Annotated in this window: 20 protein-coding genes and 1 other RNA gene; 6 read left to right on the top strand and 15 right to left on the bottom strand. The window is 49.3% G+C overall.

Going from position 1 to position 25,387, the window contains the following annotated elements; translation table 11 throughout:
* Nucleotides 1-116: 116 nt before the first annotated feature.
* An RNA gene (gene ffs / locus CZ379_RS00410) (signal recognition particle sRNA large type) lies at nt 117-384 on the bottom strand.
* 143 nt (nt 385-527) lie between these two features.
* Between ffs and CZ379_RS00405 the strand changes: the two genes are divergently transcribed.
* Nucleotides 528-1,790, top strand: a complete 1,263-nt coding sequence (locus CZ379_RS00405; RefSeq protein WP_110929798.1) for a stalk domain-containing protein — start codon at nt 528-530, stop codon at nt 1,788-1,790.
* A 97-nt stretch (nt 1,791-1,887) separates the two neighbouring features.
* Here the strand turns inward: CZ379_RS00405 and rpmE are convergent, their stop codons facing one another.
* The 8 genes from rpmE to rpoE form a co-directional block, all read right to left on the bottom strand.
* The gene (gene rpmE, locus CZ379_RS00400; protein WP_110929797.1) at nt 1,888-2,085 is read right to left on the bottom strand and encodes a 50S ribosomal protein L31; all 198 of its coding nucleotides are present in this window, start codon (nt 2,083-2,085) and stop codon (nt 1,888-1,890) included.
* A gap of 110 nt (nt 2,086-2,195) precedes the next feature.
* Nucleotides 2,196-3,464: a radical SAM family protein gene (locus tag CZ379_RS00395; RefSeq protein WP_110929796.1), complete on the bottom strand. Its 1,269-nt coding sequence runs from the start codon at nt 3,462-3,464 to the stop codon at nt 2,196-2,198.
* Nucleotides 3,465-3,531: 67 nt separating this feature from the next.
* The gene (gene rho, locus CZ379_RS00390) at nt 3,532-4,866 is read right to left on the bottom strand and encodes a transcription termination factor Rho (protein ID WP_110929795.1); all 1,335 of its coding nucleotides are present in this window, start codon (nt 4,864-4,866) and stop codon (nt 3,532-3,534) included.
* Between the two features lie 170 nt (nt 4,867-5,036).
* The gene (locus CZ379_RS00385; protein ID WP_110929794.1) at nt 5,037-6,290 is read right to left on the bottom strand and encodes a UDP-N-acetylglucosamine 1-carboxyvinyltransferase; all 1,254 of its coding nucleotides are present in this window, start codon (nt 6,288-6,290) and stop codon (nt 5,037-5,039) included.
* Nucleotides 6,291-6,473: 183 nt separating this feature from the next.
* A complete protein-coding gene (gene fba, locus CZ379_RS00380; protein WP_110929793.1) occupies nt 6,474-7,328 on the bottom strand; it encodes a class II fructose-1,6-bisphosphate aldolase in 855 nt (284 codons plus the stop codon).
* Between the two features lie 373 nt (nt 7,329-7,701).
* Nucleotides 7,702-8,079, bottom strand: a complete 378-nt coding sequence (locus CZ379_RS00375; RefSeq protein WP_110929792.1) for a response regulator — start codon at nt 8,077-8,079, stop codon at nt 7,702-7,704.
* A 186-nt stretch (nt 8,080-8,265) separates the two neighbouring features.
* The gene (locus CZ379_RS00370; protein WP_110929791.1) at nt 8,266-9,867 is read right to left on the bottom strand and encodes a CTP synthase; all 1,602 of its coding nucleotides are present in this window, start codon (nt 9,865-9,867) and stop codon (nt 8,266-8,268) included.
* Nucleotides 9,868-10,150: 283 nt separating this feature from the next.
* Nucleotides 10,151-10,705: a DNA-directed RNA polymerase subunit delta gene (gene rpoE, locus CZ379_RS00365; RefSeq protein ID WP_110929790.1), complete on the bottom strand. Its 555-nt coding sequence runs from the start codon at nt 10,703-10,705 to the stop codon at nt 10,151-10,153.
* Between the two features lie 567 nt (nt 10,706-11,272).
* Here rpoE and CZ379_RS00360 point away from each other — a divergent pair.
* Nucleotides 11,273-12,424 carry a S8 family peptidase gene (locus CZ379_RS00360; protein ID WP_110929789.1) on the top strand — a complete coding sequence of 384 codons (1,152 nt, stop codon included), beginning with the start codon at nt 11,273-11,275 and terminating at the stop codon, nt 12,422-12,424.
* A 179-nt stretch (nt 12,425-12,603) separates the two neighbouring features.
* Here CZ379_RS00360 and argS read toward each other — a convergent pair whose 3' ends face one another.
* From argS to speE, 6 genes are all read right to left on the bottom strand, one after another.
* On the bottom strand, nt 12,604-14,283 hold the full coding sequence (argS, locus tag CZ379_RS00355) for an arginine--tRNA ligase (RefSeq protein ID WP_110929788.1): 1,680 nt from the start codon (nt 14,281-14,283) through the stop codon (nt 12,604-12,606).
* Between the two features lies 1 nt (nt 14,284).
* Nucleotides 14,285-14,704, bottom strand: a complete 420-nt coding sequence (locus tag CZ379_RS00350) for a YwiB family protein (protein WP_234404757.1) — start codon at nt 14,702-14,704, stop codon at nt 14,285-14,287.
* A 77-nt stretch (nt 14,705-14,781) separates the two neighbouring features.
* On the bottom strand, nt 14,782-15,861 hold the full coding sequence (locus tag CZ379_RS00345) for a PQQ-dependent sugar dehydrogenase (protein ID WP_110929786.1): 1,080 nt from the start codon (nt 15,859-15,861) through the stop codon (nt 14,782-14,784).
* Nucleotides 15,862-15,974: 113 nt separating this feature from the next.
* Nucleotides 15,975-16,970, bottom strand: coding sequence for a hypothetical protein (locus CZ379_RS00340; protein ID WP_110929785.1), 996 nt, complete (start codon nt 16,968-16,970; stop codon nt 15,975-15,977).
* A gap of 318 nt (nt 16,971-17,288) precedes the next feature.
* Nucleotides 17,289-18,158, bottom strand: coding sequence for an agmatinase (gene speB / locus CZ379_RS00335; RefSeq protein ID WP_110929784.1), 870 nt, complete (start codon nt 18,156-18,158; stop codon nt 17,289-17,291).
* Between the two features lie 12 nt (nt 18,159-18,170).
* Nucleotides 18,171-18,998 carry a polyamine aminopropyltransferase gene (gene speE, locus CZ379_RS00330; RefSeq protein WP_110929783.1) on the bottom strand — a complete coding sequence of 276 codons (828 nt, stop codon included), beginning with the start codon at nt 18,996-18,998 and terminating at the stop codon, nt 18,171-18,173.
* A 281-nt stretch (nt 18,999-19,279) separates the two neighbouring features.
* Here speE and CZ379_RS00325 point away from each other — a divergent pair, with 281 nt between their 5' ends.
* From CZ379_RS00325 to CZ379_RS00310, 4 genes are all read left to right on the top strand, one after another.
* The gene (locus CZ379_RS00325; RefSeq protein WP_110929782.1) at nt 19,280-21,334 is read left to right on the top strand and encodes a transglycosylase domain-containing protein; all 2,055 of its coding nucleotides are present in this window, start codon (nt 19,280-19,282) and stop codon (nt 21,332-21,334) included.
* Between the two features lie 64 nt (nt 21,335-21,398).
* On the top strand, nt 21,399-22,061 hold the full coding sequence (locus CZ379_RS00320; protein ID WP_110929781.1) for a DNA-3-methyladenine glycosylase: 663 nt from the start codon (nt 21,399-21,401) through the stop codon (nt 22,059-22,061).
* Nucleotides 22,062-22,755: 694 nt separating this feature from the next.
* Nucleotides 22,756-23,091 (top strand): ArsR/SmtB family transcription factor, encoded by a 336-nt coding sequence (locus CZ379_RS00315; protein ID WP_234404802.1) that lies wholly within the window; start codon nt 22,756-22,758, stop codon nt 23,089-23,091.
* On the top strand, nt 23,084-25,369 hold the full coding sequence (locus CZ379_RS00310; RefSeq protein WP_110929779.1) for a heavy metal translocating P-type ATPase: 2,286 nt from the start codon (nt 23,084-23,086) through the stop codon (nt 25,367-25,369). The genes CZ379_RS00315 and CZ379_RS00310 overlap by 8 nt, the downstream gene beginning before the upstream one ends.
* The last annotated feature ends 18 nt before the right edge of the window (nt 25,370-25,387 follow it).

Here is a 25,387-nt window from a genome sequence, read left to right as displayed (position 1 = left end):
AGTCGCCCCCAGTAAGGTTTCACAAGGAATGCCATTTCATTCCCCGCAAGAATAAACACATAAAAAAACATCTCTGTCCGAAAAGACAAAGATGTCGCTGTATTAATACTATGTAGCCGTGCACCTGTTATTGATCATTGCGATCCAAGCGGCACCCTTACGGCGCAACTCGAGACAGGCTTCCCCCCGGCACAAAAGTAGGACTGCTTATGGCTGCTTCCTTCCGGACCTGACCAGGTTCACAGGTACTCATTGCGGAGGACCCGTCTGTCAACGTCTGCCGTAAAGACCGGACCTCACATCGGCAAGACCTCTAACAGGAATTCAACCTCGCTATAGCGGATTGCGAGTTACAGGGCACCGCTACCTCCCCATCTAGCACGGTGAAAATAAGTATATCTTATACATGTCCAAAAAGCAACTGGCAGCAAAAGTTGTCTTTTATGCTAACTTTGAACATGCCTTCTCTCTTAAAGTTTGATATATTTATAGAATAATATGGAACTTCATAGAGAGGATGTACCTGGATGACAAAAATAGGTAAACTCATGCTCGCTGCTACGATCTGGATCGGAACCCTTAGCGGAGTTATATCGCAGCCTCAGCAGGCTCACGCTAACCCCCCGATCCGTATCATGCTTGACGGATACCCTCTTCAGTTCCCGGAAGAGCCTATCATCAAAGAGGGGACAACCCTTGTACCTTTTCGTGTAATATCCGAAGCGCTTGGCATTCAAGTGACATGGGATGCTAAATCAAAGAGCATTTCCGCCATAAAAGGAACTGGCCTAAATACGGTTCGGGTGCAGTTGACCCTGAACAGCAAGAAATCCAGCGTAAACGGAGCAGCCGTCGATCTTGCGGTAGCGCCGCAGGCGGTCAGCGGGCATACTTTAATTCCGCTCAGCTTCTTTAGTCAGCAATTCGGGGCACAGGTCGACTGGGATCAGAAGACGCGCACCGTCTCGATTTTATCACCGCAGCAGCGAATGTACACCATGGGCTTCTATGCGATCTCATCCTTCTCCGACGCATCCGTCATTCCAATCCTGGATTCCGTAGCCTTTGGCTGGAGCCGAATTGATGAGAACGGGAAATTTACACTGAACGGCAAAGACTTTAAGTGGCCCCTCCCCGCGGGAAACACAACTCCAGAGAGTCTAGTTAGTGAAGCAGCGCAGTCCCGTACCCTGCCTTATTTGATGGTTTATTCAGGGGATGTCAATGGTGAACTAACCAAAGTTATCGAAAATGCCGATGCTCGGAAGCAAGCAATATCGGAAATGGTTGCCACTGCAAAAGCAAATAAATTTCAGGGCATTCTGCTTGATTTCGAAGGTCTGGGTCTTACCACGGACAAAACGAAGACCCGCGCCTCCTTCACTGCCTTCGTCAAAGAGGTGTCCTTGCAGGCTAAATCTGAGAATCTGAAGCTCGCTCTGGCTCTGCACCCGCTCAATTCGTCTTATCAAGGGTACGATTACAAGGCGCTCGGTCAAATTGCGGATGAAATCATTATTATGGCCTATGACTACCGCAGCGGCGGCGGAACCGGGCAACCGGAGCCAGCCGATAAAGTGGATGAAGCCATTCGCCTCGCCCTTAAGGAAACGAAGAAGAACAAGCTTGTGCTGGGACTCAACATAAACAGTGAAAATGCCAAATCAGTAAATACGCTGATCGGTTTAGCCAAACGCTATGATCTTAAAGGTATCGCAATATGGAGGCTCGGCCTAATCAGCGGAGACGAGTGGACACAAATGCAAAAAAGCATTGAATTCAAAAAATAATTTTATCCTGAAAAACAACAAATCCCCTGCCAATGAGCAGGGGATTTCGCATGTATTTCGAGATGCTGCAACGCAGCATGTCTCCATCAAATGTAAATTAGATGCCATATTTCTTTTTAAATCTGTCAACACGTCCACCAGCATCCACAAATTTCTGTTTACCTGTGAAGAATGGATGGCAGTTGGAGCAAATCTCGACGCGCAGGTCTTGCTTTACAGAACCTGTTTCAAAGGTATTTCCGCAAGCGCAAGTTACCGTTGTCACGTGATATTTAGGTTGAATTGCTTCGTTCATGACTTTCACCTTCTTTCCGCCCTGGGCCTCAAGCGTGCACAGAGTTATAAATGACACATAAAGTGATTATATCACGCGATGTTTTGTCGCGCAATTGGAATATATGAGGTTTATCTCCGCAATTTTACGCGGGCTAATTCGGCCGGAGGAACATGCGTATACGAGCCGATGACTACGTCAGGCAATTCTTGCTGAAATATTTCAATCGCCTGCTTCATGCCGAATATATCGCCTTTCGCTGGTGGAATAAGCCCCAAGTAACTTTCGGGATCAATATTAAGATTGCGAAGCTGGATCAGGCGAAGCTTCGTACGGCGTGCGAATCCAATCATCGCTTCAATTTCCTCCTCCCGATCCGTCACACCCGGGAAGATTAAATAGTTGATCGACGTATATACGCCTTGATCCGAAGCGTAGCGAAGCGATTTCTCCACATTGGCCAGCGTATATCCGCGCGGTTTGTAATAAGCATTATAATGATCGTCTAGCGCGCTAATCGTACTGACACGCATTAAATCCAGTCCCGCATCAACAATGCCGCGAATATGGTCACTCAGGCCAGCATTCGTATTGATGTTAATATACCCCATATCCGTCTGACGCCGAACCTCGCGAATCGCTTCAATAATCAGCTTGGCTTGCGTCGAAGGCTCTCCTTCACACCCTTGGCCAAAGCTAATAATCGACTCCGACGTTTGCAAATGCTCCAGCATGATTTCAACTAGCTCATCCAATCGGGGACGGAAGTTCATTCGCGTCTGCGGGGCGACGAAACCGCTGTCGTCCGGTTGTTCTGAAATACAGCCAAAGCAGCCAGCGTTGCAGGAATAAGACACTGGAACCGCTCCTTCCCAACGATTCAAGAACGTATTGGAAGCAGTTAGGCATTCGTATCCTAGCGCACAGTTGGATAAATGCTCGTACAAACGGTTATCGGGGTATTTCGTTCTTAACGCCTTGACTTGGCTCTTTAGCTCAAACGGGTCGCAGTTCAAAGGATTCCATTTCTCGGGATCATCGGATAATCGAGCCGTTACATAAAATTGGCCATCCTTCCATACAACCGCAGAATATCCGAACAGCGGAAGCTTATACTCCTTGTCCGTCTTTACATAGCCGGGAAGGCAAAGACGGGTGAAGCCCTGCGGAAGCAATGCTCCTACAGCCTGCACATCTCCAGGAACGGGCATCATCTCCCCGGTAGCAGGATCCATTCCGATTGGCCTTGTTGAAGGTAGGCCTACCAGCGTTGCCCCTTCTGGCAACGGAATCAGTTCATCCTCTAAAATCTCAACGATCATATCCGCGCTGCGAGCTAGTCCATACAGCGAGGGATGATCAAAGACTTGCCCTTGTTTATCTGCATATACTAAATACATGTCGTTCTCCTCTTTGCCTTACAGTACGGCCATTCTTAAGCTATTTCATGACGTCAGGCGTATATTATTATGACCCTGAGCCCGATCCGGATCCGGATGGTGTGGCGGGACGCGGCGAACGGCGCACACCGCTTCCACTGCTGGATGTTGAAGTACTGCCAGCGGTGTCAAAGGAAGCGAGGAACTCCGCGTTAGTCTTGCTGTCACGCAGCTTTTTTAAGAAACCCTCCACAAAATCGTAGGAATCGTTCATATTTTTGCGAATCGACCAGATCGTATCCAATTCCTCTTTCGTTAAGAGCACTTCTTCCCGTCTTGTGCCGGAACGGCGAATATCGATGGCCGGAAAAATCCGGCGTTCGGCCAGTTTGCGATCCAAATGCAGCTCCATGTTGCCTGTGCCTTTAAATTCTTCATAAATAATATCGTCCATACGAGAACCCGTATCTACTAGAGCTGTCGCTAGAATCGTCAAGCTTCCACCCTCTTCCACATTCCGCGCCGAACCGAAGAACCGCTTCGGGCGATGGAAGGCTGCAGGGTCAATCCCCCCGCTCAGCGTACGTCCTGAAGGCGGAACAACAAGATTGTACGCTCTAGCCAAACGAGTAATACTATCCAACAGGATAACAACGTCTTTCTTATGTTCTACCAAACGAAGCGCGCGCTGCAGCACAAGCTCGGCTACCTTAATGTGATTCTCTGGCAGCTCATCGAATGTGGAAGCAATCACTTCCCCCTTTACCGAACGCTGCATATCCGTAACTTCCTCCGGGCGTTCATCGATAAGCAACACAAATAGCTCAATCTCGGGATGATTAGTAGAAATACTGTTGGCGATTTCTTTAAGCAACAGCGTCTTGCCCGCCTTAGGCGGTGCTACGATCAAACCGCGTTGTCCAAGTCCAACAGGGGCTAGAACATCCATAATACGAGTGGATAAATGGTTAGGGGTTGTTTCAAGCACGAGCTTGCTTTGCGGATAAAGAGGTGTTAGTGCCGGGAAATGCAGGCGTTCGGCGGCAATAGCCGGATTCTCTCCATTAACGGCATTCACTTGCAATAGTCCGAAGTATCGTTCATTTTCTTTCGGCGTTCTACATTTGCCAGATACCAGATCACCTGTTCTCAAATCAAACTTACGTATTTGGGAAGCTGAGATGTAAATGTCTTCGGTGCTCGGCAAGTAGTTGATCGGACGAAGAAAACCATAGCCTTCTGGCAGTATTTCCAGTACGCCTTCCATAAACATAAGACCGCTCTGTTCTGCCTGAGCCCTTAAGATCGCAAAGATCAGTTCCTTCTTCTTGAGCTGTCCGTAATAAGGAATCTGATACTGCTTCGCCAGCTTATAAAGCTCCGTCAGTTTCATTTCTTCCAAGTCGGCAATTTGTAAATCCATATAGTATACCACCTATTCAATTTTTTCATTTTGCATATTTTTGAATAATCATTTCAAGCATTATCTATCACACTATGAAACCAGTATAAATCTATAAACAGGAAAAATGATAGACGCATTTTATTAATATTACCCGGTTGCCACAAAATTATGCGTCAGGCAGAGAACTTCTACTCTGCCTGACGCCACACATCCGCCCCGAGTGCACGTAAGTTAGTCACCAGATTATCGTAACCGCGATCGATTAATTCGACGCCGGATACTTCCGTAATCCCTTCCTTGACGGTAAGCCCTGCAATGACAAGCGACGCTCCGGCCCGAAGATCGGTTGCCTTAACTTTAGCCGCATTGAGCTCTCCGCCTTCAATAATAGCCGAGCGGCCTTCTACACGGATCTTCGCGCCCATTCGCACGAGCTCGGGTACATGCTTAAACCGATTACTGTATACAAAATCACTTAACACGCTGACCCCTTCTGCTTGCGTAAGCAGGCTTGTCATCGGAGACTGCATGTCTGTTGGAAAGCCAGGATAGATCAAAGCCTTCACGTCAACATGCTCATATCGATGCGCGCCAAGAACGCGAATTGACTCATCCATCTCTTCAACGGTGACACCCATTTCAATCAATTTCGCCGTAAGCGCCTCTAGGTGCTTTGGAATGACCCCATCGATAATCATATCGCCGCGGGTAGCAGCTGCGGCGATCATATAAGTACCCGCTTGAATCCGGTCAGGGATAATCGAATGGCGGCAGCCGCTCATCTCCTTAACCCCTTCAATCCGGATCGTCTCCGTTCCCGCGCCCTTAATGCTGGCACCCATCGAGTTCAGCAGTGTAGCAACATCTATAATTTCAGGCTCTTTCGCCGCATTCTCAATAATTGTGGAGCCTTTGGCTCTTGCAGCCGCCAGCATAATATTAATCGTAGCCCCAACGCTGCAAACATCAAGATATATCTTGGCCCCTCGCAGCTCTTTGGCTTTAAGATGAATGGAACCGTGCTCATTTGTTACCGTGGCTCCCAGCGCCTCAAATCCCTTAATATGCTGATCTATCGGACGGGGTTCAAAATTACAACCTCCCGGCAGCCCGATCGTAGCCTCGCCAAATCTCCCCAGCATGGCACCCATCATGTAATAAGAGGCACGCAATTTCTTCACTGGGCCGTTAGGCATCGGTATAGATCGGATCTCACTCGGGTCAATTTTGATCTGGCCGTTTGTCCAGGTCACTTTTGCTCCAAGCTCCTCCAGTATTTCCGTATACACCGCCACATCGCTAAGATGAGGCAAATTATCCAGAGCTACTTCCGATTCCGCTAAAATGGCGGCAGGAAGAAGCGCAATCGCGCTGTTCTTGGCTCCGCTGATTTGAACGGTTCCCCTAAGCGGGCGTCCGCCATGAATCATTAATTTTTCCATAAGAAGAAGATCCCCCTGAAGCCGAAAATAGTTCCATCAATCCATTAGGCATTGATACTTTCGCTCAATAGCTGAGCGATTCTTATCCATAATACCACTTCTGCAATGAAATAGGAAAGACACCGCGAATTCGCGGTGTCTCTCTTTAATTATAAATTGAAAACCGTACCTAGAGTTGATAGCTTATGCTTGGTTGTTGGAACCGAACTCGCGGATTTTACCGATGACTGTTTGTTTGATCGCTTCACGGCCAGGTTTCAGGAACACACGAGGATCGTAAGCTTCAGTGTTCTCGGCAAGAACTTCGCGAACTACTTTCGAGAAGGACATTTGGTTCTCGGTATTCACGTTGATTTTGGAAGTACCAAGGGAAATAGCCTTCTTAATGTCATGAAGCGGAATACCTGTACCGCCATGCAGAACTAGCGGAACACTAACCGCGTTGCAGATTTCCTCCATTTCCTTGAAGCCAAGGTTCGGTTCGCCTTTGTAAGGGCCGTGTACGGAGCCAAGAGCTGGCGCAAGCGTATCAATGCCTGTCTCTTTCACGATGCGGATACAGTCATCCAACTTCGCATACATCACTTCACCGATGACGTCGTCTTCTTGTCCGCCGACCATACCTACTTCAGCTTCAACGGATACGCCTTTAGAATGCGCATATTCAACGACAGCCTTTGTCGTTTCGATGTTCGTGTCGATTGGGCTGTGGGAGTCATCGATCATAACAGAAGTAAACCCAGCATCGATCGCTTCTTTACATTTCTCGATGCTTGAACCATGGTCAAGATGAATCGCCACAGGAACGGTAATTTTCAGGTCTTCCATAAGACCTTGCACCATTTTTACAACGGTATTAAATCCACCCATGTAACGTGCCGCACCCTCGGATACACCAAGAATTACCGGTGATTTCTCTTCCTCAGCAGCTTCAAGAATCGCATGTGTCCACTCCAAGTTGTTAATGTTGTACTGGCCCACTGCATATTTTCCTTTAAGAGCTTTGTTCAACATGTCTGTCATACTTACTAATGGCATGGCTCCAATCCTCCTAGGACGTTTGTTTGTATTCATTTTGCCGACATTCACACGTAATTATTATAACACAACCCGACAAAAATACTATTGAAGCTTTTCCTACTGTTTATGAAATTATGCAAGAAAAAAGGGAGCTATCTGCACCTGATTGTGAAGATGGATCGAGGCTCTTCTCATGAAAACGCAACAAAAAATCTCGGACAATCTCCCTGATAGTCTTACCCAGTATAAGGAAAAAAGAAACCCCCTTTAAAACGATTACGCGAAATGAGTTCCGCATAACCCAAAGGAGGTTGTCTTCTTGACATATTAAATTCAAACACAGGAGTATCTAAAGGAATCGCCGACGACCCTCTGAATTGTACTCCCCGCTTTAATGAACAGCGCCGCCCTTAAGCTCCATATTTACCGCCGTACGCATTTCATCAATGTCGAAAGGCTTGGTAAAATGTCTCAATGCACCGAGCTCTGTCGCTTCTTTGATCATATCCAGTTCGCCATAGGCTGTCATCATGATAACCTTAATGGCTGGATTGACCTCCTTGATATGCTTCAATATCTCGAGTCCATCCATGCCAGGGATCTTCATGTCGAGAAGCACCAGATCCGGCGAATCACTGCGGACGATTTCCAAAGCCATTTTGCCGTTGGCAGCTTGGAACGTCTTATAACCTTCGCTGCTGAACACTTCCATCAATAAAATACGGATTCCGTTCTGATCATCGACAATTAACACTTTCTTCTCTTCCACTGAGACACCCTCCTACAAGTCTAACCCTTGTAATTCCTAATAGGTATAATTCGCCTCGATTTAGGAAAACCCTTCTAATTTGGTAAAAAGATACTTAAAAACATTCGCAATTTCCTTCATGCAGAAAATTGTCTATATTTTGTGGAGGAAAAGTGTATAAAACCGATCAAACTCTCGATGAAAATATTAAGAATTATGCTTGATCGAAGCCTTCACGAACTCGCGGAACAATGGCTGCGGCCGGTTCGGACGAGATGTAAATTCAGGATGGAATTGAACGGCCAAGAACCATGGATGATCAGGAAGCTCTACGATCTCGACCAAGCGGCCATCCGGAGACGTCCCCGAGAAGCGAAGACCTGCTGCCTCAAGCTGTTCACGATAGTTATTGTTGAATTCGTAACGATGGCGATGTCTTTCTTCCACCTCATCTGCTTTGTAGCATTGCGCTGCCAGTGAGCCGGGCTCAAGCTTACATGGGTACAAGCCAAGACGCATCGTACCGCCCAGATCCTCGATATCTTTCTGCTCCGGCAGAAGATCGATGACCGGATGCGGCGTAGCCGGATTGATCTCCGAGCTGTTAGCCCCCTCTAGACCCGCCAACGAGCGGGCAGCTTCAACGACGGCCACCTGCATGCCTAAACAAATTCCGAAGAATGGGATCTTCTGCTCGCGAGCATAACGAATCGTCGTGATTTTACCTTCGATGCCGCGATCTCCAAATCCGCCAGGCACAAGAATGCCGCCGACGCCCTTCAATTGCTCGGCTACGTTGTCAGCGGTAATGTCCTCCGCGTTCACCCAACGCACCTTCACTTCGGCATTATTGTCAAATCCGGCATGGGACAACGATTCAACGACGCTCAAATATGCATCATGCAGCGCTACGTATTTGCCGACGATTGCAATCTCAACCGTCTTCTCCAGCTTGTTAATCCGCTCAACAAGCTTCTCCCATTCACTCATATCAGGAGCGGGAGCATTTAACTTCAAATGATTAACGACGATTTCATCCAGACCTTCCTCTTGAAGATTAAGAGGAATTTCATATAAAGTATCCGCATCGCGGCACTCTACGACTGCGTTGGCATCAATATCGCAGAAGAGAGCGATCTTTGCTTTCATATCCTCGGACAGCTCATACTCCGTGCGGCATACGATCACGTTCGGCTGAATGCCGATGCTGCGAAGCTCTTTGACGCTATGCTGGGTCGGCTTCGTCTTTACTTCGCCAGCAGCCTTGATATATGGAATAAGCGTGACGTGAATGTACATAACATTGTCGCGGCCAACATCGCTCTTAATTTGGCGGATCGCCTCCAGGAATGGCAAGCTCTCGATATCGCCCACCGTTCCGCCGATCTCCGTAATAACCACATCCGAGCCCGTCTCGCGACCAGCCACGAACACACGCTCTTTGATTTCATTCGTAATATGCGGGATAACTTGAACCGTTCCGCCGAGGTATTCCCCGCGGCGTTCTTTGCCGATGACAGAGGAATAGACTTTACCTGTCGTTATGTTGCTGTTCTTAGACAGATTGATGTCGATGAAGCGCTCGTAGTGACCGAGGTCAAGGTCTGTCTCGGCCCCGTCGTCCGTGACGAACACTTCTCCATGCTGGTAAGGACTCATCGTACCCGGATCCACGTTGATGTAAGGATCGAATTTCTGGATCGTTACCTTTAAACCTCTATTCTTAAGCAGCCTGCCGAGTGAAGCGGCCGTAATCCCTTTTCCGAGAGAGGATACAACCCCGCCTGTTACGAAAATATATTTTGCCACAGTCTAAAAACCTCCTACATAATAGTCCAGAAATTCAGGCGACTCAGATCATAGCGTAACCCAATAGCCCACGAAACATAGCTAAAAAAGGCATAAAAAAACAAAAAAGTGACACCCGAATAGGTCGGGGCACTTTTTAATTTAGAACATATTTATAGGTTTGAATCATAAGCCCATGCAATAGTTTACCCGTTCGCTTCTCCCCTGTCAAGTAAAGAAGAGAGCATTTCAGGAGGTTACAATTGTGGCAATATTGTGCAGAGCACAAGGTGATGGAGACGCCCTATTTATCGTCGTATTCGTCCTCGAATTCTTCCTCTTCTTCATCCGAGTTCTCGTCATCCTCATCAAGCTCTTCATCATCAATCAGTGAGTCGTCTTCAACCTCATCGACCTCATCTTCCTCGTCATCTGAGAACAGTTCATCCTCATCTTCCTCGTCGACAGCATCAAAATCTTCTTCCTCGTCAGCGAAGCTTTCTTCCTCGTCGGTGAAATCTTCATCCTCCAGGTCGTCGTCATCATCGTTAATGATGCGTGGACGCTTTGCATTCGCCACAGGATCCTCAGACTTCTCAATCGGATACCAGCGCTTCAAGCCCCACAAATTGGTGCCGACGCAAGCAAAACGACCGTCGATGTTAATCTCCGTATACAATTGAGCGATCGCTTCATTGATTTCTGCCTCCGACATTTTGCGGATCTTAGCTACCTCGCTCATCAGGTCGCGGTAATAATACGGTGTATTCGCCGCTTTTAAAATCAAAAAGGCCAAGTCAACCATCGGAATTTCATGAACTTTCTCCGGGTCGATTTTCAAATTAAGTGGGGTGCTCACCAGCGGACACTTCCTCTCGCGCAAAGTCACAATACGGGATGCTGAAACCAATATGTAAATTGATTCCTTAACTAACATATCCATATCACACATAAGTAAAACCTATTTGGTATTAGTATGTCAAGTTTAATAGTGTGGTCAAAACGTGTCCAAATCAAGTAACGTTTATAAACCGCAAAATATGCGCCCAATTAAAAAAAGACGGGAACGAATCGTTCACCGTCTCCTGACTGTATCCTACCCGGAAAAAGCAATGTCTTTTTCCGGATTGGTCATGAAGACTCCGAAGAACCTTCCCTTCATCCTATGTCTGTTTTTTTCCTTTGACACGCGACTTCAGAGCCGATCTTTATATTTCTTAGTTTTTTTTCTAAAAAGTAAGAGTTCAAAACGCTTAGGTTCGCGGAAGAGTAGACTAGTATGCCGCTTCGCAAGCAAAGAAGGCTTCGAATCAGTCTGTAGGAAGCCTGTTTGCCCATTTCCTTTGGAACAGGGTCACTTCCCCACTCCCGCTCAACGACACCATCATAATATACTCCAACACGCTAACTCAGGAGGATATCATGTATGGACTACGCCAAATTACTGCGCTTGTTGAGTGATTCCATCGACACCTCCGGAAAAAGCGGACGGCATATCGTCCGATTCATGCATTCAGGCCACTACAGCGAGTGCCTCCGTCAATTGTTGAAGTATCGACGTAAATATCCCGCGCTTCGATTAATTCGCTCATCGTCTCTGCTCCAAGCCCTGCTCTGCCCCCTACGGCTCCCGAATTCTACAGCTTTCGCGGAACTCGGATTATATATCGAAAGTGACTCCACCATCAGGGTTCATTCTCCGGCTTCCTCCACGAAAGAACGCGCTACCGATATCCCTTGGGGCGTTAAGCGCATCGGAGCCCCCGATGTATGGTCCTTCTCAACGGGGCACCGTATCCGTATAGGCGTCATTGATACAGGAGCTGATTATAGTCACCCTGATTTGCGTTATTCTCTAGCCCGCGGCATCCATTTGTTGAATCGGGCTAACCTACCTCATGACGATAACGGACACGGCACTCATATCGCGGGAACGATCGCAGCGGCTGGCGGAGCACAAGGAATGATCGGTGTTGCCCCACGTTCATTAATATATCCTGTCAAGGCATTTGATCATAACGGCTCAGCATATGTTTCCGACATTATTCTAGGGATCGACTGGTGTGTCAGAAGCGGTATGCATATTATTAATATGAGCTTCGGCATGAAATCGACAAGTGTCGCACTCAAAAATATTGTCAATAAAGCGCATGAGGCAGGCATTGTCATTGTCGCCTCTTCAGGAAACGACAAAAAACAGCGTACCGCTGATTATCCGGCAAAGTATGCCCAGACCATTTCCGTCGGAGCTACGAACCGGGACGGAAAGATCGCTGCTTTTAGCAATTCGGGGCCTTATATTGACATTTACGCCCCCGGAGAGAAAATAACATCCTCCTGGCTCGGCGGAGGGCATCGTGAAATGAGCGGCACATCGATGGCAACATCCCATGTCAGCGGGGCTATTGCCCTGCTGCTTGCCGCTCGCCCGAATCTTACCCCGGGCGAGATCAAACGCCGTCTGCGCCGCACGGCTAAGCCGCTCTCTCTCGCCCAGGCTCGTGCCCGGTCAAGACCGGGCGAGGTAAGCGCAGTGCGCCTGCTACGCGGCAGGGTTGAGCGGCGCGGGCGGATCTAGCGCGGCATAAGACGCGCAGCGCATAAAGGCCCTCTTCAGCAATGCGAAGAGGGCCTCTCCAGAGCCCGGCAGCATGGCACGCGCTGGTCGGCCATCGCCTTGCAGCAAAAAGCACTGCGCACTAATCTTGTGCGCAGTGCAATAATTCGCTGCTGGCGGGCCGCCAGCCAATGGCTGTGCTACATCCGTTCCGGCGCGGATACGCCGATCAGCTTCAGCACATTGGCCAACACCGTGCGCACGGCGCCAAGCAGTGCCAGCCGCGCAGCGGTTTGCTCCGCGTCCTCAGTGATGACGCGCTCCGCTTTGTAGTAGCTGTGGAACAGGGCCGCCAGCTCGTACAAATAACGCACCAGTCGATGCGGCGCAAAGTTCTCCGCTGCTATGCTGATTTCCTCCGGCAGCTCTCCCAGCTTGCGCAGCAAATCGAACTCATGCTCCGCAGTCAACTTGTTAAGCTTCACATCCTGAATCGCCGGGATTGCAATCCCCTGCTCCTCAGCCTGACGGAAAATACTGCAAATCCTCGCATGCGCGTATTGGACATAATAAACCGGGTTCTCATTAGATGTAGAAATCGCAAGATCCATGTCGAAATCCAAATGGGAATCCATGCTCCGCATCGTAAAGAAATAGCGGATAGCGTCGACGCCGACTTCATCCATCAAATCAACCATCGTGACGGCCTTGCCCGTCCGCTTGGACATCTTCACCTTCTCGCCGTCCTGGAACAGACTGACCATTTGAGCAATCAGCACCGTCAACTTGTCTGGATCCTTGCCAAGAGCCTCCATAGCCGCTTTTACACGCGGGATATAGCCGTGATGGTCGGCTCCCCAAATGTTGATCATCCGATCGAAGCCTCGCTCGTATTTATTGCGGTGGTAAGCAATATCAGGCGTCAAATAAGTATACGTACCATCGTTCTTCACGAGCACCCGATCCTTGTCGTCCCCGTATTCCGTCGATTTAAGCCATGTCGCTCCATCCAGCTCATAAGTCCGCCCCCTGGAACGCAGCTCCTCCAGTGACTTCTCTACTTGACCGTCCACATAAAGAGAAGTCTCACTGAACCAGACATCAAATCCTACCCGGAAGCGGCCCAGATCGCGTTTAATCTTGTCCAGTTCCTTCTCCAATCCGTATTTCCGCAGGAAAGCCTCTCTTTCGACAGGCGCAAGAGACAACAGCGCGTCTCCCTGCTCGGCGACCAGCTCCTTTGCAAAGCCTTTAATATCCTCGCCGTGATATCCGTCTTCCGGCATTTCCACGTCTTGGCCCAGTTCCTGCAAGTATCTGGCCTCGATTGATTTCACGAGGTTAACAACCTGGTTACCTGCATCATTGATATAGTATTCCCGGGTAACCTCATACCCGGCGTAGTCCAGCACGTTGCACAGAGCGTCTCCGACCGCCGCCCCGCGCGCATGGCCTAAGTGCAGACTGCCCGTAGGATTGGCACTAACAAACTCGACCTGCACCTTCTTGCCTTCCCCCAGCTTCACACGGCCATAATTTTCACCCTGCGTATAAATCTGCTCCAACACAGGATACAGATAGCTTTTGCTGAGAAAAAAGTTAATGAACCCCGGCCCGGCAATCTCCGCCCGTTCGACCCCTGCTTGCTCATAATCGATATGCTTCACGATTTCTTCCGCAATTTGACGCGGATTTCTCTTGGCAATCCGAGTGAGCTGCATGGCAGCATTCGTTGCAAGATCTCCGTGCGCTTTATCCTTTGGCACTTCCAATACAATAGCGGGCACCTCATCGCGAGCCGCCAGGCCTGCGGCTACGACGGCGTTGAGAATCGCTTCCTTCACGGACTGATTGATTTGTTCTAACGGATTAACTGTCATTTTAAACTTCCTCCTGTATATGTAAACTGATTACAAAATGTCCGGTCGTTTCTTCATGAACCAGCAGGTCGTATTCCCAGGTCACAACGCCGAAGGAACCATCCAAGCGAGATTCCAGCCTGCTCGTATCGGTAGATAAATTAAACCTCGTATAGGGAGATCTATAGAACCCCGGCAGCCGCCTCCCCTGCTGGAACGTCTGCTCGGACTCCACTTCGCCGTGCCGCATGATTTTCAGCTCGTCCTTCAATATTTTTACCATAGCCCGCGTCGTACCTCCCGTAGGGCCTGGCTCAGGCTCGATATATCTAACATATACCGCGCTTCCCTTGATCAAGGATTCGCCCTTGATTCGCTGTTCTGACGCCTCATCGCCCTGCCTGCTATTGATGACGATGATGGCTGGCTTCCAGTTAGGCACCCCTATCCTCTCCATCCACATAGCCTGTTCTGCAACATTTTCTTATTGTACTACTATATCCAGTTCATCGGTGCAATTCAATATTTTAGCTTCAGCAGGCGATCATCTTCTTCTCGGGGAGTTCCCCGCCCATCCGTGTTATTCGTAATTACGTAAAGTCGCCCATTATAAAAGCGCACGTCCCGAATTCGGCCCTCACCCTCCAGCAGTACCTCCGCCTTCTCGCCTTCGGGCGTAAGCCGTACAAGCTTCTCTCCAGCCAATCCCGCAACAATGATATAACCCTCTTCATCGATCGCCATACCTGACGGAGCCAGGGTATTATCCCCGGTATGATACAAAGGAGGCTTCATTCCTTCCTCCGTCTCATCTCCAATCATGTTCGGCCAGCCATAATTACCGCCCGGCTCGATGAGGTTGAGCTCATCATGCCCTCCGGGCTCGCCTGAAGGGCCATGCTCAACACTGAACATGCGACCTGTCTGATCCCAACCCAGACCTTGGGGATTGCGATGCCCATAAGAATAAACATAGGAATCGGGAAAGGGATTATCCTCCGGCACGGCACCCGTTGGGGTGAGTCGCAGTATTTTGCCCGCGAGGCTGTTCAAATCCTGAGCCAGCTCTCCTTGTCCGGCATCTCCTGTCGTTGCATACAGCATGCCGTCAGGCCCGAAGGCGAGCCGTCCACCATCATGCACGATATTTCCAGGAATGCCCTCAAGCAGCGCCTCTATCTCATGCCATTCCCCATCCCGCTCCTCCAATTTAACAATCCGGTTCATCATAGCGCCGGCCTCCTGATAGCTGTGATAGGCATAGGCCAGATTGGAGTTCTTAAAATCCGGGGACAAAACAAAGCCTAGAAAACCGCTTTCGGATAACTGACTTACGGGCCGGTTCAAATTCACCGTTTGCCTCGTTGTCTCGCTCCCGTTTATTTTTACAATATATCCGTCGCGTTCGCTAACATATGTACTCTCACCTGAGAACTCCATAGCCCAAGGGCTGTTTAGACGCGAAGCCGCAACCTCGTAATCCCTGTTTTCTTCAATACCCGATGTTATGCCCTCCTCCGGTACGACCGTTGACTTACTAGATCCGCAGGACGATAACAGCAGAGACAACAGCAAGCCAAGCAGCATTACTCTTTGCATTTATAACTCCCTTCCCGCTGATTTCAGCAGTATCATGTCTACTATTCTAAACGAAAACACCACTCGCGCGAGTGGTGTCTTCCCTAAATATCTCTCGATCCTTATTAAAACGATTAAAGCGGCTGACTTAATACCATATATTTGACCTTCGAGCTGTCGAAATGGAGATGGAAGCGGAAATAATCCCCCGACCTGTAGCTCCATTTGCTTGGCAGCTTTCTCGCGTCGGCCTTAAGCTTATTTGTGACCTCCGCTGCTGTTAAGCCGACCTTAACTCCATCGGGCGTTTCATGAGAACTGTCATTGAAAATAATCCTGTTGTTCAACTGAATGATCCCGCCCTTGAACTTGCGAGCTTCTCTAACTTCGCCGGTGGCGTGATCGTAGTAAGGAATCTCCCAGTCGGCTGTCTCCATTCTCAGGCGTTCTTCCCAATCGATATATATAAAGCCATCTACCGCAATCTGCTCCCGTTCAATTCCCTGTGGCTCACTCAGTTCTACAAGCTGCTCCATTTCCAGCCTGGCTCTTTCCTCAAAAGTATCGTATACACCCAGCTCAGATTCCGGTCTGAGCAGCCCGTGCATCATCAGCAGCATCTGATCGTCGGCATAGTAAGCCTCGCCTGCTGCTTCAAAAGCGTTATTATCCAAACGATAAAGCACTTCAATGACCCGCTGATTCGTCAAGTTGAACTGTAAAATGATCTGCTCGGATGAAGAAGCCGTCTCCGTTACAGCCGCTTGCATATCCGTGAACCGCAAAGACTGCAAAACTACATAGTGACGCTCAGTCGGAACCTCCGTTTTGATACCACTGTGAATAACCGAGATGGAACCTACCTCCTCCTCCTTAAATGGAAGATGATCGAGCAAATAAGGGGAGTCTTCTTCTCCCGCTCGATCTTCTTCTAACGAAGCTGTCGGCTGCCCTGAAGGCTCTTCTTCCACCATCAGTGCAGAATTAAGTGCATCGTTCACCGCCGCATTTGTAGTTTTCAGCAGCTTATCCTGTTCCTGCAGTATTACGACCCCAATAATAAGGATCGCTGCCAGTACGATCAAGACACCTGCTAATAAATAGCCCTTTCGATTGTTATGTTTGTTCATTTTTCCTCCTTAACTGCCATGTGTCGATATGTTGTTCACCTGCAAAGCGAAATACTAGAACGTCATATTTCAGTAAATGATCTCTAAGCCTTGGATGGTGCCCTATCACTTGTCGCTAGTTTATACGCTATGTAAATAATTCAAATTCCAAGTGATTAGACGCATTAAACGGGTAAAGGTTGCCAATATTTCTCACCCCTGAAGCAAATTAGTTCCAAGGACATACAGTTTACTTAACAAAAATACCCTGCTGCGGTTGATCACGCAGCAGGGTATTTCATTTCTCAGATAACTGAAATATGCCAAGCGCTCTTTCGGCTATTTTACGAAGCCGAGAAGCATTTCACGAATCAGTTTTGCAGCCACGATCTGAGTCTGCTCAGTCGGGTCGTAAATCGGAGCTACTTCGACAAGGTCACAGCCTACGACATTTACGTCGGATCTGGCGATCAAATGAATCGCCTCAAGCAGCTCTTTCGATGTGATTCCGCCTGCCTCGGCAGTTCCTGTGCCCGGGGCGCAGGATGGATCGAGCACATCGATATCAATCGTAACGTACACCGGACGCGAGCCCATCTTCGGCAACTCCGCCTTCAGCGGTGCTGCCACATCAAACGGATGGAAGTTGATATTCTGGCGTCCGTAAAGGAATTCTTCCTTCGAACCGGAACGGATTCCGAATTGGTAGATATTCTTGCCGCCCATCAATTCAGCCGCTTTGCGAATCGGCGTAGAATGGGACAGCGGCTCCCCTTCATATTGATCGCGAAGATCAGCATGAGCATCGATATGAATCACGGCCAAATCCGGATATTCCTCGTACATCGCTTGGATGACTGGCCAGCTGACCAGATGCTCTCCGCCCAGACCGATGGGGAACTTATGATCTGCCAGCAAACCGCGAACATAATCGCCAATGACATCAAGACTGCGAGCGGCGTTGCCAAAAGGCAGCAGCAGATCCCCCGCGTCAAAATAAACGGCATCCAAAATATTCTTATCTAAATAAGGGCTGTATTCCTCTAGGCCGACGGATGCTTGGCGAATGCGCGCAGGGCCAAACCGCGAGCCTGGGCGATAGCTGACCGTGTAGTCCATCGGCATCCCGTAAATAACCGCTTTGGCGTCTTCATACGAATCAGAACTGCAAATAAACACGTTACCCGAATAAGCCTGATCCAATTTCATGGCAAGCCCTCCCTACTTCACGAGATCTTCTACGAACTTAGGCAATACGAATGCAGCTTTGTGCAAACGAGGCGAGTAATATTTCGTATCGATCTCCGGAATTTGGTTCTCATCCACCTGCAAGGGATCATGGATTTTGCTGCCTATCGTAAAGGTCCACAGACCGCTCGGATACGTCGGAATGTTAGCGCCATACACGCGTACGATCGGGAAGATTTCCTTCACGTCTTTGTTCACTTTTTCAATCAAATCGGCCTTGAACCAAGGATTGTCGGTCTGTGCCACGAAAATGCCGTCATCCTTCAGCGCCTCGTAAATCCCTTGATAAAATCCGCGCTCAAAGAGCGGAGCTGCAGGCCCCACGGGCTCCGTCGAGTCAACCATGATCACATCGTATTTATTCTTGCTCTCAATAATATGCATATAGCCGTCATTCACTTGAACCTCAACCCGCGGGTTGTCCAATTCACAGGCAATTTCCGGCAGATATTTCTTTGAATATTCAATGACTTTCCCGTCAATATCCACAAGAACAGCCTTCTCCACCTTCGGATGCTTCATAATTTCCCGAATAACGCCGCCGTCACCGCCGCCAACAACAAGCACATGCTTCGGATCTGGGTGTGTAAACAACGCTGGATGAGCCACCATCTCATGGTATACAAATTCATCCTTCACCGTCGTCATGACCATGTCGTCAAGCACCAGCATTCGTCCAAACTCTTCGGTATCAATGATCGCCAAATCTTGAAAATCCGTCTGCTCTCTCACCAATGTTTCCCGAATTTTTGCCGTAATGCCAAAGACGGGCGTCTGTTTCTCCGTAAACCACAATTCCATCGTTTAACCCTTCTTTCCCGTTAGAATAGTGTTTAGCCGTCATATTAACCCATACCGGAGGCCGGGGGCTGTCCAGATTCACTTCTTGCAAAGTTTCTCTTCCTATTGTACCAAACAAATCTGATTATATTAAAACAAGGTGAAAATGCAACTGTTTACGGAAATTCGCAAAAATGATTTTCATCACGCCGCAGCCGTGAATATCTCCCCTAAACTTTCCCATACTTAACAGTAACCGCATCAATTGCGAACTTTACAATGACTGGAGGCGACTAAAGGCTATGCAAAGACTTGTCCGCAGCAGCAAACGGGGCTCCCGCCGCGGCAAATTATTTATGATGAAACTGCTGCTGGTCTGCGGGTTAACCGTAATCGTCGCCTCCGGGGCATTTTTATACTATCTGTATCAATCCGATCTGCCCCTTGCCTACTCTGACCGGAACTCGCAGCTTTTCAGCCGCGATGGGGAGGCTATCGCTGTTTTTGCCAGCACGGATCGGAGTCGTTCGGGCGTAACGCTGAATCATATTTCACCATATTTGATTCAGGCGACGCTATCGGTGGAAGATCGGCAGTTCTACGATCACTTCGGCTTTGACCCCAAAGGCATGGCCCGAGCTATTCTCGTCAATTTAAGGGAAATGAATAACGTACAGGGTGCCAGCACATTGACGCAGCAGCTTGCCCGTAACCTGTATTTGTCGCATGAACGCACCTGGTCTCGAAAGATCAAGGAAGCGATGTATACCGCTCAATTGGAAATGAAGCTGGATAAAGATCAAATCCTGCAAATGTACCTGAACGAAATTTACTACGGTCATGGCGCTTACGGCATTGAGGCTGCAGCCCAAATGTACTTCGGCAAATCCGCAGAACAGCTTAGCCTGGCTGAAAGCGCCATGCTCGCCGGCGTGCCTAAAGGGCCTACTTATTACTCTCCCTTCAATCAAATGAAGAATGCGAAGGATCGCCAACGCCTCGTTTTAAATGCCATGGTGGAGACGGGGAATATTACTGAGCAGCAGGCAGAGCAGGCCCATGATGAAATCCTTCACTTCAAGTCTCAAAAGCTGCGGACGACCGGGGACAAGGCTCCTTATTTTCGTGATTACGTCCGAAATGTCATCATCAACGAACTTGGCTTTGATGAAAGTCTGCTGGAGCATGGCGGACTTAAGATATATACCACCTTGGATATGGAAGCGCAGGAAGCTGCCGAGCTTGCTGTAGCCAGTGAGCTTAAGGAATCGCCTGAGCTGGAGGCCGCCCTGATCTCCATCGATCCACGCAGCGGCCATATCAAAGCCCTCGTCGGCGGTGTAAACTACGTGCGGAGCCAGTACAACCATGTCTTCGCGACTACCCGTCAGCCTGGCTCTACCTTCAAGCCGATCATGTACCTGTCCGCGTTGTCCTCACGTAAAATGACGAGCGCCAGCAAGTTCGCAAGCCAGCCGACTTTGTTTCATTATGACAACAACCGAAAGACATACAGTCCCAAAAACTTCGGCGATAAATATTTGGGCGAGATCGATATGCGGCAGGCTATAGCCGCCTCGGATAACATCTATGCCGTCAATACGATCCTAACGGTTGGAGCTGACCAAGTCATTGAGCTCGGCCGGAGGATGGGCATCACAAGCCCGCTGAATGCCGTTCCTTCCTTGGCGCTAGGTACATCGCCGATCAGCCCTTTTGAGATGGCTGCCGCATTCGGCGTAATCAGTAATCAAGGAAAACAGGTCAAACCCGTCGCCGTCTTAAAAATTACGGATGACGAGGGGCGCGTGTTATATGAGGCTCCTTCCTCGGCACCCGAGCAAGTCGTAGAGCCCGCCGCTGCCTATGTGCTGACCCATTTGCTGGAGAGCGTATTCGAGGCCGGGGGAACCGGCAGCCGGGTATCGGCGGACATCAAGCGCCCGGTTGCCGGCAAAACCGGCACAACAAGCTCCGATGCCTGGCTGGTAGGATTTACCCCAGAGCTATCAACAGCCGTCTGGGTCGGCTACGACAAGGGGAAAACACTAGGGACGACTGAATCGCGGAAAGCAGCGCCGATCTTCGCCAAGTATACGGAGAAGGCATTGGAGAAGGTGCCTCCAAAGATTTTCCCTATTCCCGACGGGGTCGTTAGCGTATATCTCGATCCCGCAACAGGGAAGCTTGCGACAGAGGATTGTCCTAATAAAAAGATGGAGGTATTCATCGAGGGCACTGAACCGACAGAAGCCTGCAATGAACATGGACAAACCGAGCCCGAGCCAGTTCCTGTCGAAGATAAACCCGAGAGCCGTTCGTGGTGGAGTGATCTGAAACGCTGGTGGATGGACTAGCAATACGTCATGCTGTAACATGGAAATGACGTGAAGTGACGTATAGATAAGGAGATCACATATCATGAGCTTAATATTTTCTCAATATCATGAAGGATCACCACTCCCCCCTGCATTCTACGAAATGCCGGCTTTGGAAGTGGCGCCACGGTTAATCGGGCATACGCTCGTACGTCATACCGAGGATGGGGATATTCGCTGCCGCATTGTCGAAACCGAGAGCTATGGGGGGATCGAGGATAAAGGAAGCCACGCCTACGGCGGGAGAAGAACGGCAAGAACGGAAGTGATGTTCAGTCAAGGAGGCGTAGCGTACATTTACCTCATCTATGGCATGTACCATTGCCTTAATGTCGTCACTGGGGCTATCAATGATCCGCAAGCCGTATTGATCCGAGCCGTCGAGCCTTTGACTCCGGATGATGAAGCTCTAATGCGTAAATACCGAAATGCGGCGGCAAAAAAGCCAGTGGATTTATCCGGCGGCCCCGGCAAGCTTTGTCGCGCGCTTCGCATCGATAAATCGCTAAACTGCCAGTCCCTCCTAGGGCCGAAGGGTTCGTTATGGATTGAAGCGGGACGACCGCTCACAAACGACGCCATTATGCAGACGCCACGCATTAATATTGCCTACGCCGAGGAGTATGCTGACAAGCCTTGGCGCTTTTTCCTCCGAGACAATCCGTTTGTTCCGCTTCTCCATAAAAATGTGACGGCATTTAAATAATCAGGTCAACTTTCGCAGAGAAAAAGGCTTGAATCTAAGTGTATCGTTGGTTTGAAAGTGAGGAGATTAACAGCTTGACGAAACTTTGTTGGGCAATGAAGCCGTACTCGTTAATGCGGGCGCACATAGACCAAAGATTAAGTTCTTTTTCGTTTGGAACAGGGGGTAAAAGGAGTGATTGTATGCGGTTTTTCATACTTCCTCCTTCCTATGTCGGACTGAGGGGCTGCTTAGCAGCAACTGCTCGATCTTATGAACGAAATCGACATAAAAGCAGCTCATAAGACTTCGACATGCTTACATCGTCAATTCCATCGACGAATCCCAACTCTAACCAATTAAATTACATTAAGTCTTTACAGATTTAACTGCGAAAGTTGAGCAATTAATAAAAATAATTAGTTGCATTAATTATGCTGTTGTTTAGCTCTGAGATATTCCAACCCTTTTCCCAAGAATCTTCAGTCTCTTCTGCATGCTAACAAGCGCGCCATTACGGCGCTTTTTTGCTTTCTGCTGCTGTTACCCCTTCACATTCAAGCGAGCATTTGAATATCATGACCAACGGGAAGTATACTATATCCAAACAACCAAACGAATGATTGAATGTTGCTTCTTTATTTCTAAAGGAGGTCTTTTACATATGGCAAATTCCGCTCTAGTAATCCAAGCCGAAGTTGGCGAGCTTTCCCACATGCTCAATGATATTACAGCAGAACTCCGGGAGAGCCTCAACGAGGAAGACATCTCCGGCATGGCGCAAATGTTCAAAGCGCTGTCCGATCCCAATCGAATGAAAATCGCCTACTTATTGCAGCAGAAGGAGGAGCTCTGTGTTTGTGATGTCGCTTCTATACTTAATAGCTCAGTCGCCACAGCATCTCATCATTTACGTCTATTGAGGCAAATGGACATTACGAAGTCCCGCAAGGAAGGTAAGAACGTGTTCTACTCCTTAAAGGATCATCACATCCAAACGCTAATAACAATGACGCTTGAGCACCAGAAGGAGAAGAATTGCCATGAGTAAACCCCAAACTCATACTGCTTCAAGCGGAGATACGGCGGCTTCCCATATTGAATATCGTATCCAAGGTCTCTCCTGTGCCAATTGCGCCCGAGAAATGCAGGAGGAAATCCAGAGGCTCGAGCATGGGAAAAATGCATCCCTTCTTTACAATAGCGGCCGGCTTCTCGTCTCTCCAAAAGTGGATCTTACCCGTGTTGAAAAAATTCTGAAACGTGACGGAGCTACGTTAGTATCCCCGCTTGAACAGAGCGCTCCCCCTGCCGACGGGGAAGCTGTCCGCAGTAACGGCCAGGATGAGCACAGTCACGCACATGGACATCAACATGGACACGTTCACGGATCCAGCGAGGAGCTTAGTCACGGCCATAGCCACGACCATGCGGATACCCGCTTAGGAAAATGGCTGCTTGGCATAGCCACCGCTCTTTATATAGCCACTTTCATCCTGGGTTCATTGATGCCGGATAGCGTCCTCATCCTCATGCATCTGTCATCGATAGCTCTCAGCGGATATTCCACCTTTATTCGGGGGCTGCGCAATCTAACCCGCTTGAAATTCAATATGGATACGCTGATGACAGTGGCTATGGTTGGTGCCGTATTAATCGGGGAGTGGAAGGAAGCTACGCTGGTTGCCATTTTATTCGGTTTGAATGAATTGCTGGAGGGCTACGGAATGAGCCGGGCTCGCAAATCAATGGAGACGCTGCTAAGCGCTGCTCCGAAGCAAGCCGTGCTCATTACCCTCAATGGTGAAATGGCAGTGCCCATTGCCAGCCTGAAAGTCGGCGATATGGTTCTGGTACGCGCAGGTGAGAAAATACCGTCCGACGGAACGATTATGGAAGGACATAGCGCCGTTGACGAGGCGGCAATCACGGGCGAATCCATTCCAGCACCCAAAGAACCGGGACATCATGTCTTTGGCGGCAGCGTTAATACAGATGGATTATTAAGAGTACGGATCGATAAGGCCTACGAGGACTCCTCCCTTGCCCGAATCATGCATCTGGTGCAGGAGGCGCAGGATACGAAAACGCCAACAGAGCTGTTCATTGATAAATTTGCAAAATACTATACGCCTGCCATTATGATCATAGCTGCCCTCGTCGTGCTTGTCCCTCCTTTGCTGTTCGGACAGCCATGGATGAAATGGGTCTACGAGGGACTGGCTATTCTCATCGTCGGGTGCCCGTGCGCTCTTGTTCTCTCTTCGCCTATTGCACTGGTCAGCGGAATGACGAGATGCGCGAGAAATGGAGTACTTGTGAAAGGGGGCGTGCATTTGGAGCAGCTTGGCAAAATCAATGCCGTTGCCTTCGACAAAACGGGAACCTTGACGATAGGGCGCCCTTCTGTCATGAAGGAGATCGTATACGATGCCGTTCGTTTCCATAGCATTTCTGCAGCCATGGAGGCAGGCTCCTTGCATCCGCTTGCCGAAGCCATCGTACGCCAAACAGAGTCACATGGAGTTTCAAGCGCATCCCTACCTCAGCCTGCTGAGCTCGTAACACTTCCCGGGGTCGGTCTGTCTGCGGAGATCGAAGGCGTTCGTTACTGGGCTGGCAGTGAGGAAATATTAGAAAAAGTATCGCTAGAGGAGCACGCGCGGCAGCAGATCCTGCATGACCTCCACCAGCTAAAGGCTGCAGGGCTCACCGTGGTCTTAATCGCCGACCAGAGCTGTGTGCTTGGCTTATACGGCCTGGCCGACGAACTCAGACCGGAAAGTCCGGACGTAATTGCCGATCTGCACCGTAACGGCATAGCCCATACGATCATGCTGACAGGCGATCACGTGGAATCTGCCAAAGCAGTCGCTGCCCAGGCAGGCGTAACCGATTGGGCCGCCGGTCTGCTACCCGAGCAGAAGGTAGAGCGGATTCGCGAGTTGTCCGGAAACTGGTGTGTTGCCATGGTCGGAGACGGCATCAATGACGCTCCCGCGCTGGCAGCTTCAAGCCTTGGAATCGCCATGGGGAAAGGCACCGATACCGCAGTGGAGACCGCCGATATCGTGCTGATGCAGGATCATCTCGGGAAGCTCCCCGGCGCCATTAAAGTTGCCAGACAGGTAAGCCGTGTCATCGTCTGGAATATCGGGATTTCGCTTACCTTGAAGCTGATCGCCCTGCTCTTGACGATTCCAGGCTGGCTTACCCTCTGGATCGCCGTCATGTCCGATATGGGAGCGACCATCGTCGTAACTCTGCTCGGACTGACCGTTCTTCTCGGCAGAGACGCACCGCCTTATCGTTCGGCAAGCCCCTTATGAGCATGAATAGCCTCCCTG

The sequence above is a fragment of the Paenibacillus bouchesdurhonensis genome, assembly GCF_900155685.1.
In the GTDB taxonomy this organism is placed as follows: Bacteria; Bacillota; Bacilli; order Paenibacillales; family Paenibacillaceae; genus Fontibacillus; species Fontibacillus bouchesdurhonensis.
This window is presented reverse-complemented; position numbering and strand designations above follow the sequence as displayed.

What these genes read in the sequence shown, in the direction of transcription:
- CZ379_RS00405 (WP_110929798.1), top strand. Translation starts at nt 528, where the DNA reads ATGACAAAAATAGGTAAACTCATGCTCGCTGCTACGATCTGGATCGGA.
- rpmE (WP_110929797.1), bottom strand. Translation starts at nt 2,085, where the DNA reads ATGAACGAAGCAATTCAACCTAAATATCACGTGACAACGGTAACTTGC.
- CZ379_RS00395 (WP_110929796.1), bottom strand. Translation starts at nt 3,464, where the DNA reads ATGTATTTAGTATATGCAGATAAACAAGGGCAAGTCTTTGATCATCCC.
- rho (WP_110929795.1), bottom strand. Translation starts at nt 4,866, where the DNA reads ATGGATTTACAAATTGCCGACTTGGAAGAAATGAAACTGACGGAGCTT.
- CZ379_RS00385 (WP_110929794.1), bottom strand. Translation starts at nt 6,290, where the DNA reads ATGGAAAAATTAATGATTCATGGCGGACGCCCGCTTAGGGGAACCGTT.
- fba (WP_110929793.1), bottom strand. Translation starts at nt 7,328, where the DNA reads ATGCCATTAGTAAGTATGACAGACATGTTGAACAAAGCTCTTAAAGGA.
- CZ379_RS00360 (WP_110929789.1), top strand. Translation starts at nt 11,273, where the DNA reads ATGGACTACGCCAAATTACTGCGCTTGTTGAGTGATTCCATCGACACC.
- argS (WP_110929788.1), bottom strand. Translation starts at nt 14,283, where the DNA reads ATGACAGTTAATCCGTTAGAACAAATCAATCAGTCCGTGAAGGAAGCG.
- CZ379_RS00345 (WP_110929786.1), bottom strand. Translation starts at nt 15,861, where the DNA reads ATGCAAAGAGTAATGCTGCTTGGCTTGCTGTTGTCTCTGCTGTTATCG.
- CZ379_RS00340 (WP_110929785.1), bottom strand. Translation starts at nt 16,970, where the DNA reads ATGAACAAACATAACAATCGAAAGGGCTATTTATTAGCAGGTGTCTTG.
- speB (WP_110929784.1), bottom strand. Translation starts at nt 18,158, where the DNA reads ATGAAATTGGATCAGGCTTATTCGGGTAACGTGTTTATTTGCAGTTCT.
- speE (WP_110929783.1), bottom strand. Translation starts at nt 18,998, where the DNA reads ATGGAATTGTGGTTTACGGAGAAACAGACGCCCGTCTTTGGCATTACG.
- CZ379_RS00325 (WP_110929782.1), top strand. Translation starts at nt 19,280, where the DNA reads ATGCAAAGACTTGTCCGCAGCAGCAAACGGGGCTCCCGCCGCGGCAAA.
- CZ379_RS00320 (WP_110929781.1), top strand. Translation starts at nt 21,399, where the DNA reads ATGAGCTTAATATTTTCTCAATATCATGAAGGATCACCACTCCCCCCT.
- CZ379_RS00315 (WP_234404802.1), top strand. Translation starts at nt 22,756, where the DNA reads ATGCTCAATGATATTACAGCAGAACTCCGGGAGAGCCTCAACGAGGAA.
- CZ379_RS00310 (WP_110929779.1), top strand. Translation starts at nt 23,084, where the DNA reads ATGAGTAAACCCCAAACTCATACTGCTTCAAGCGGAGATACGGCGGCT.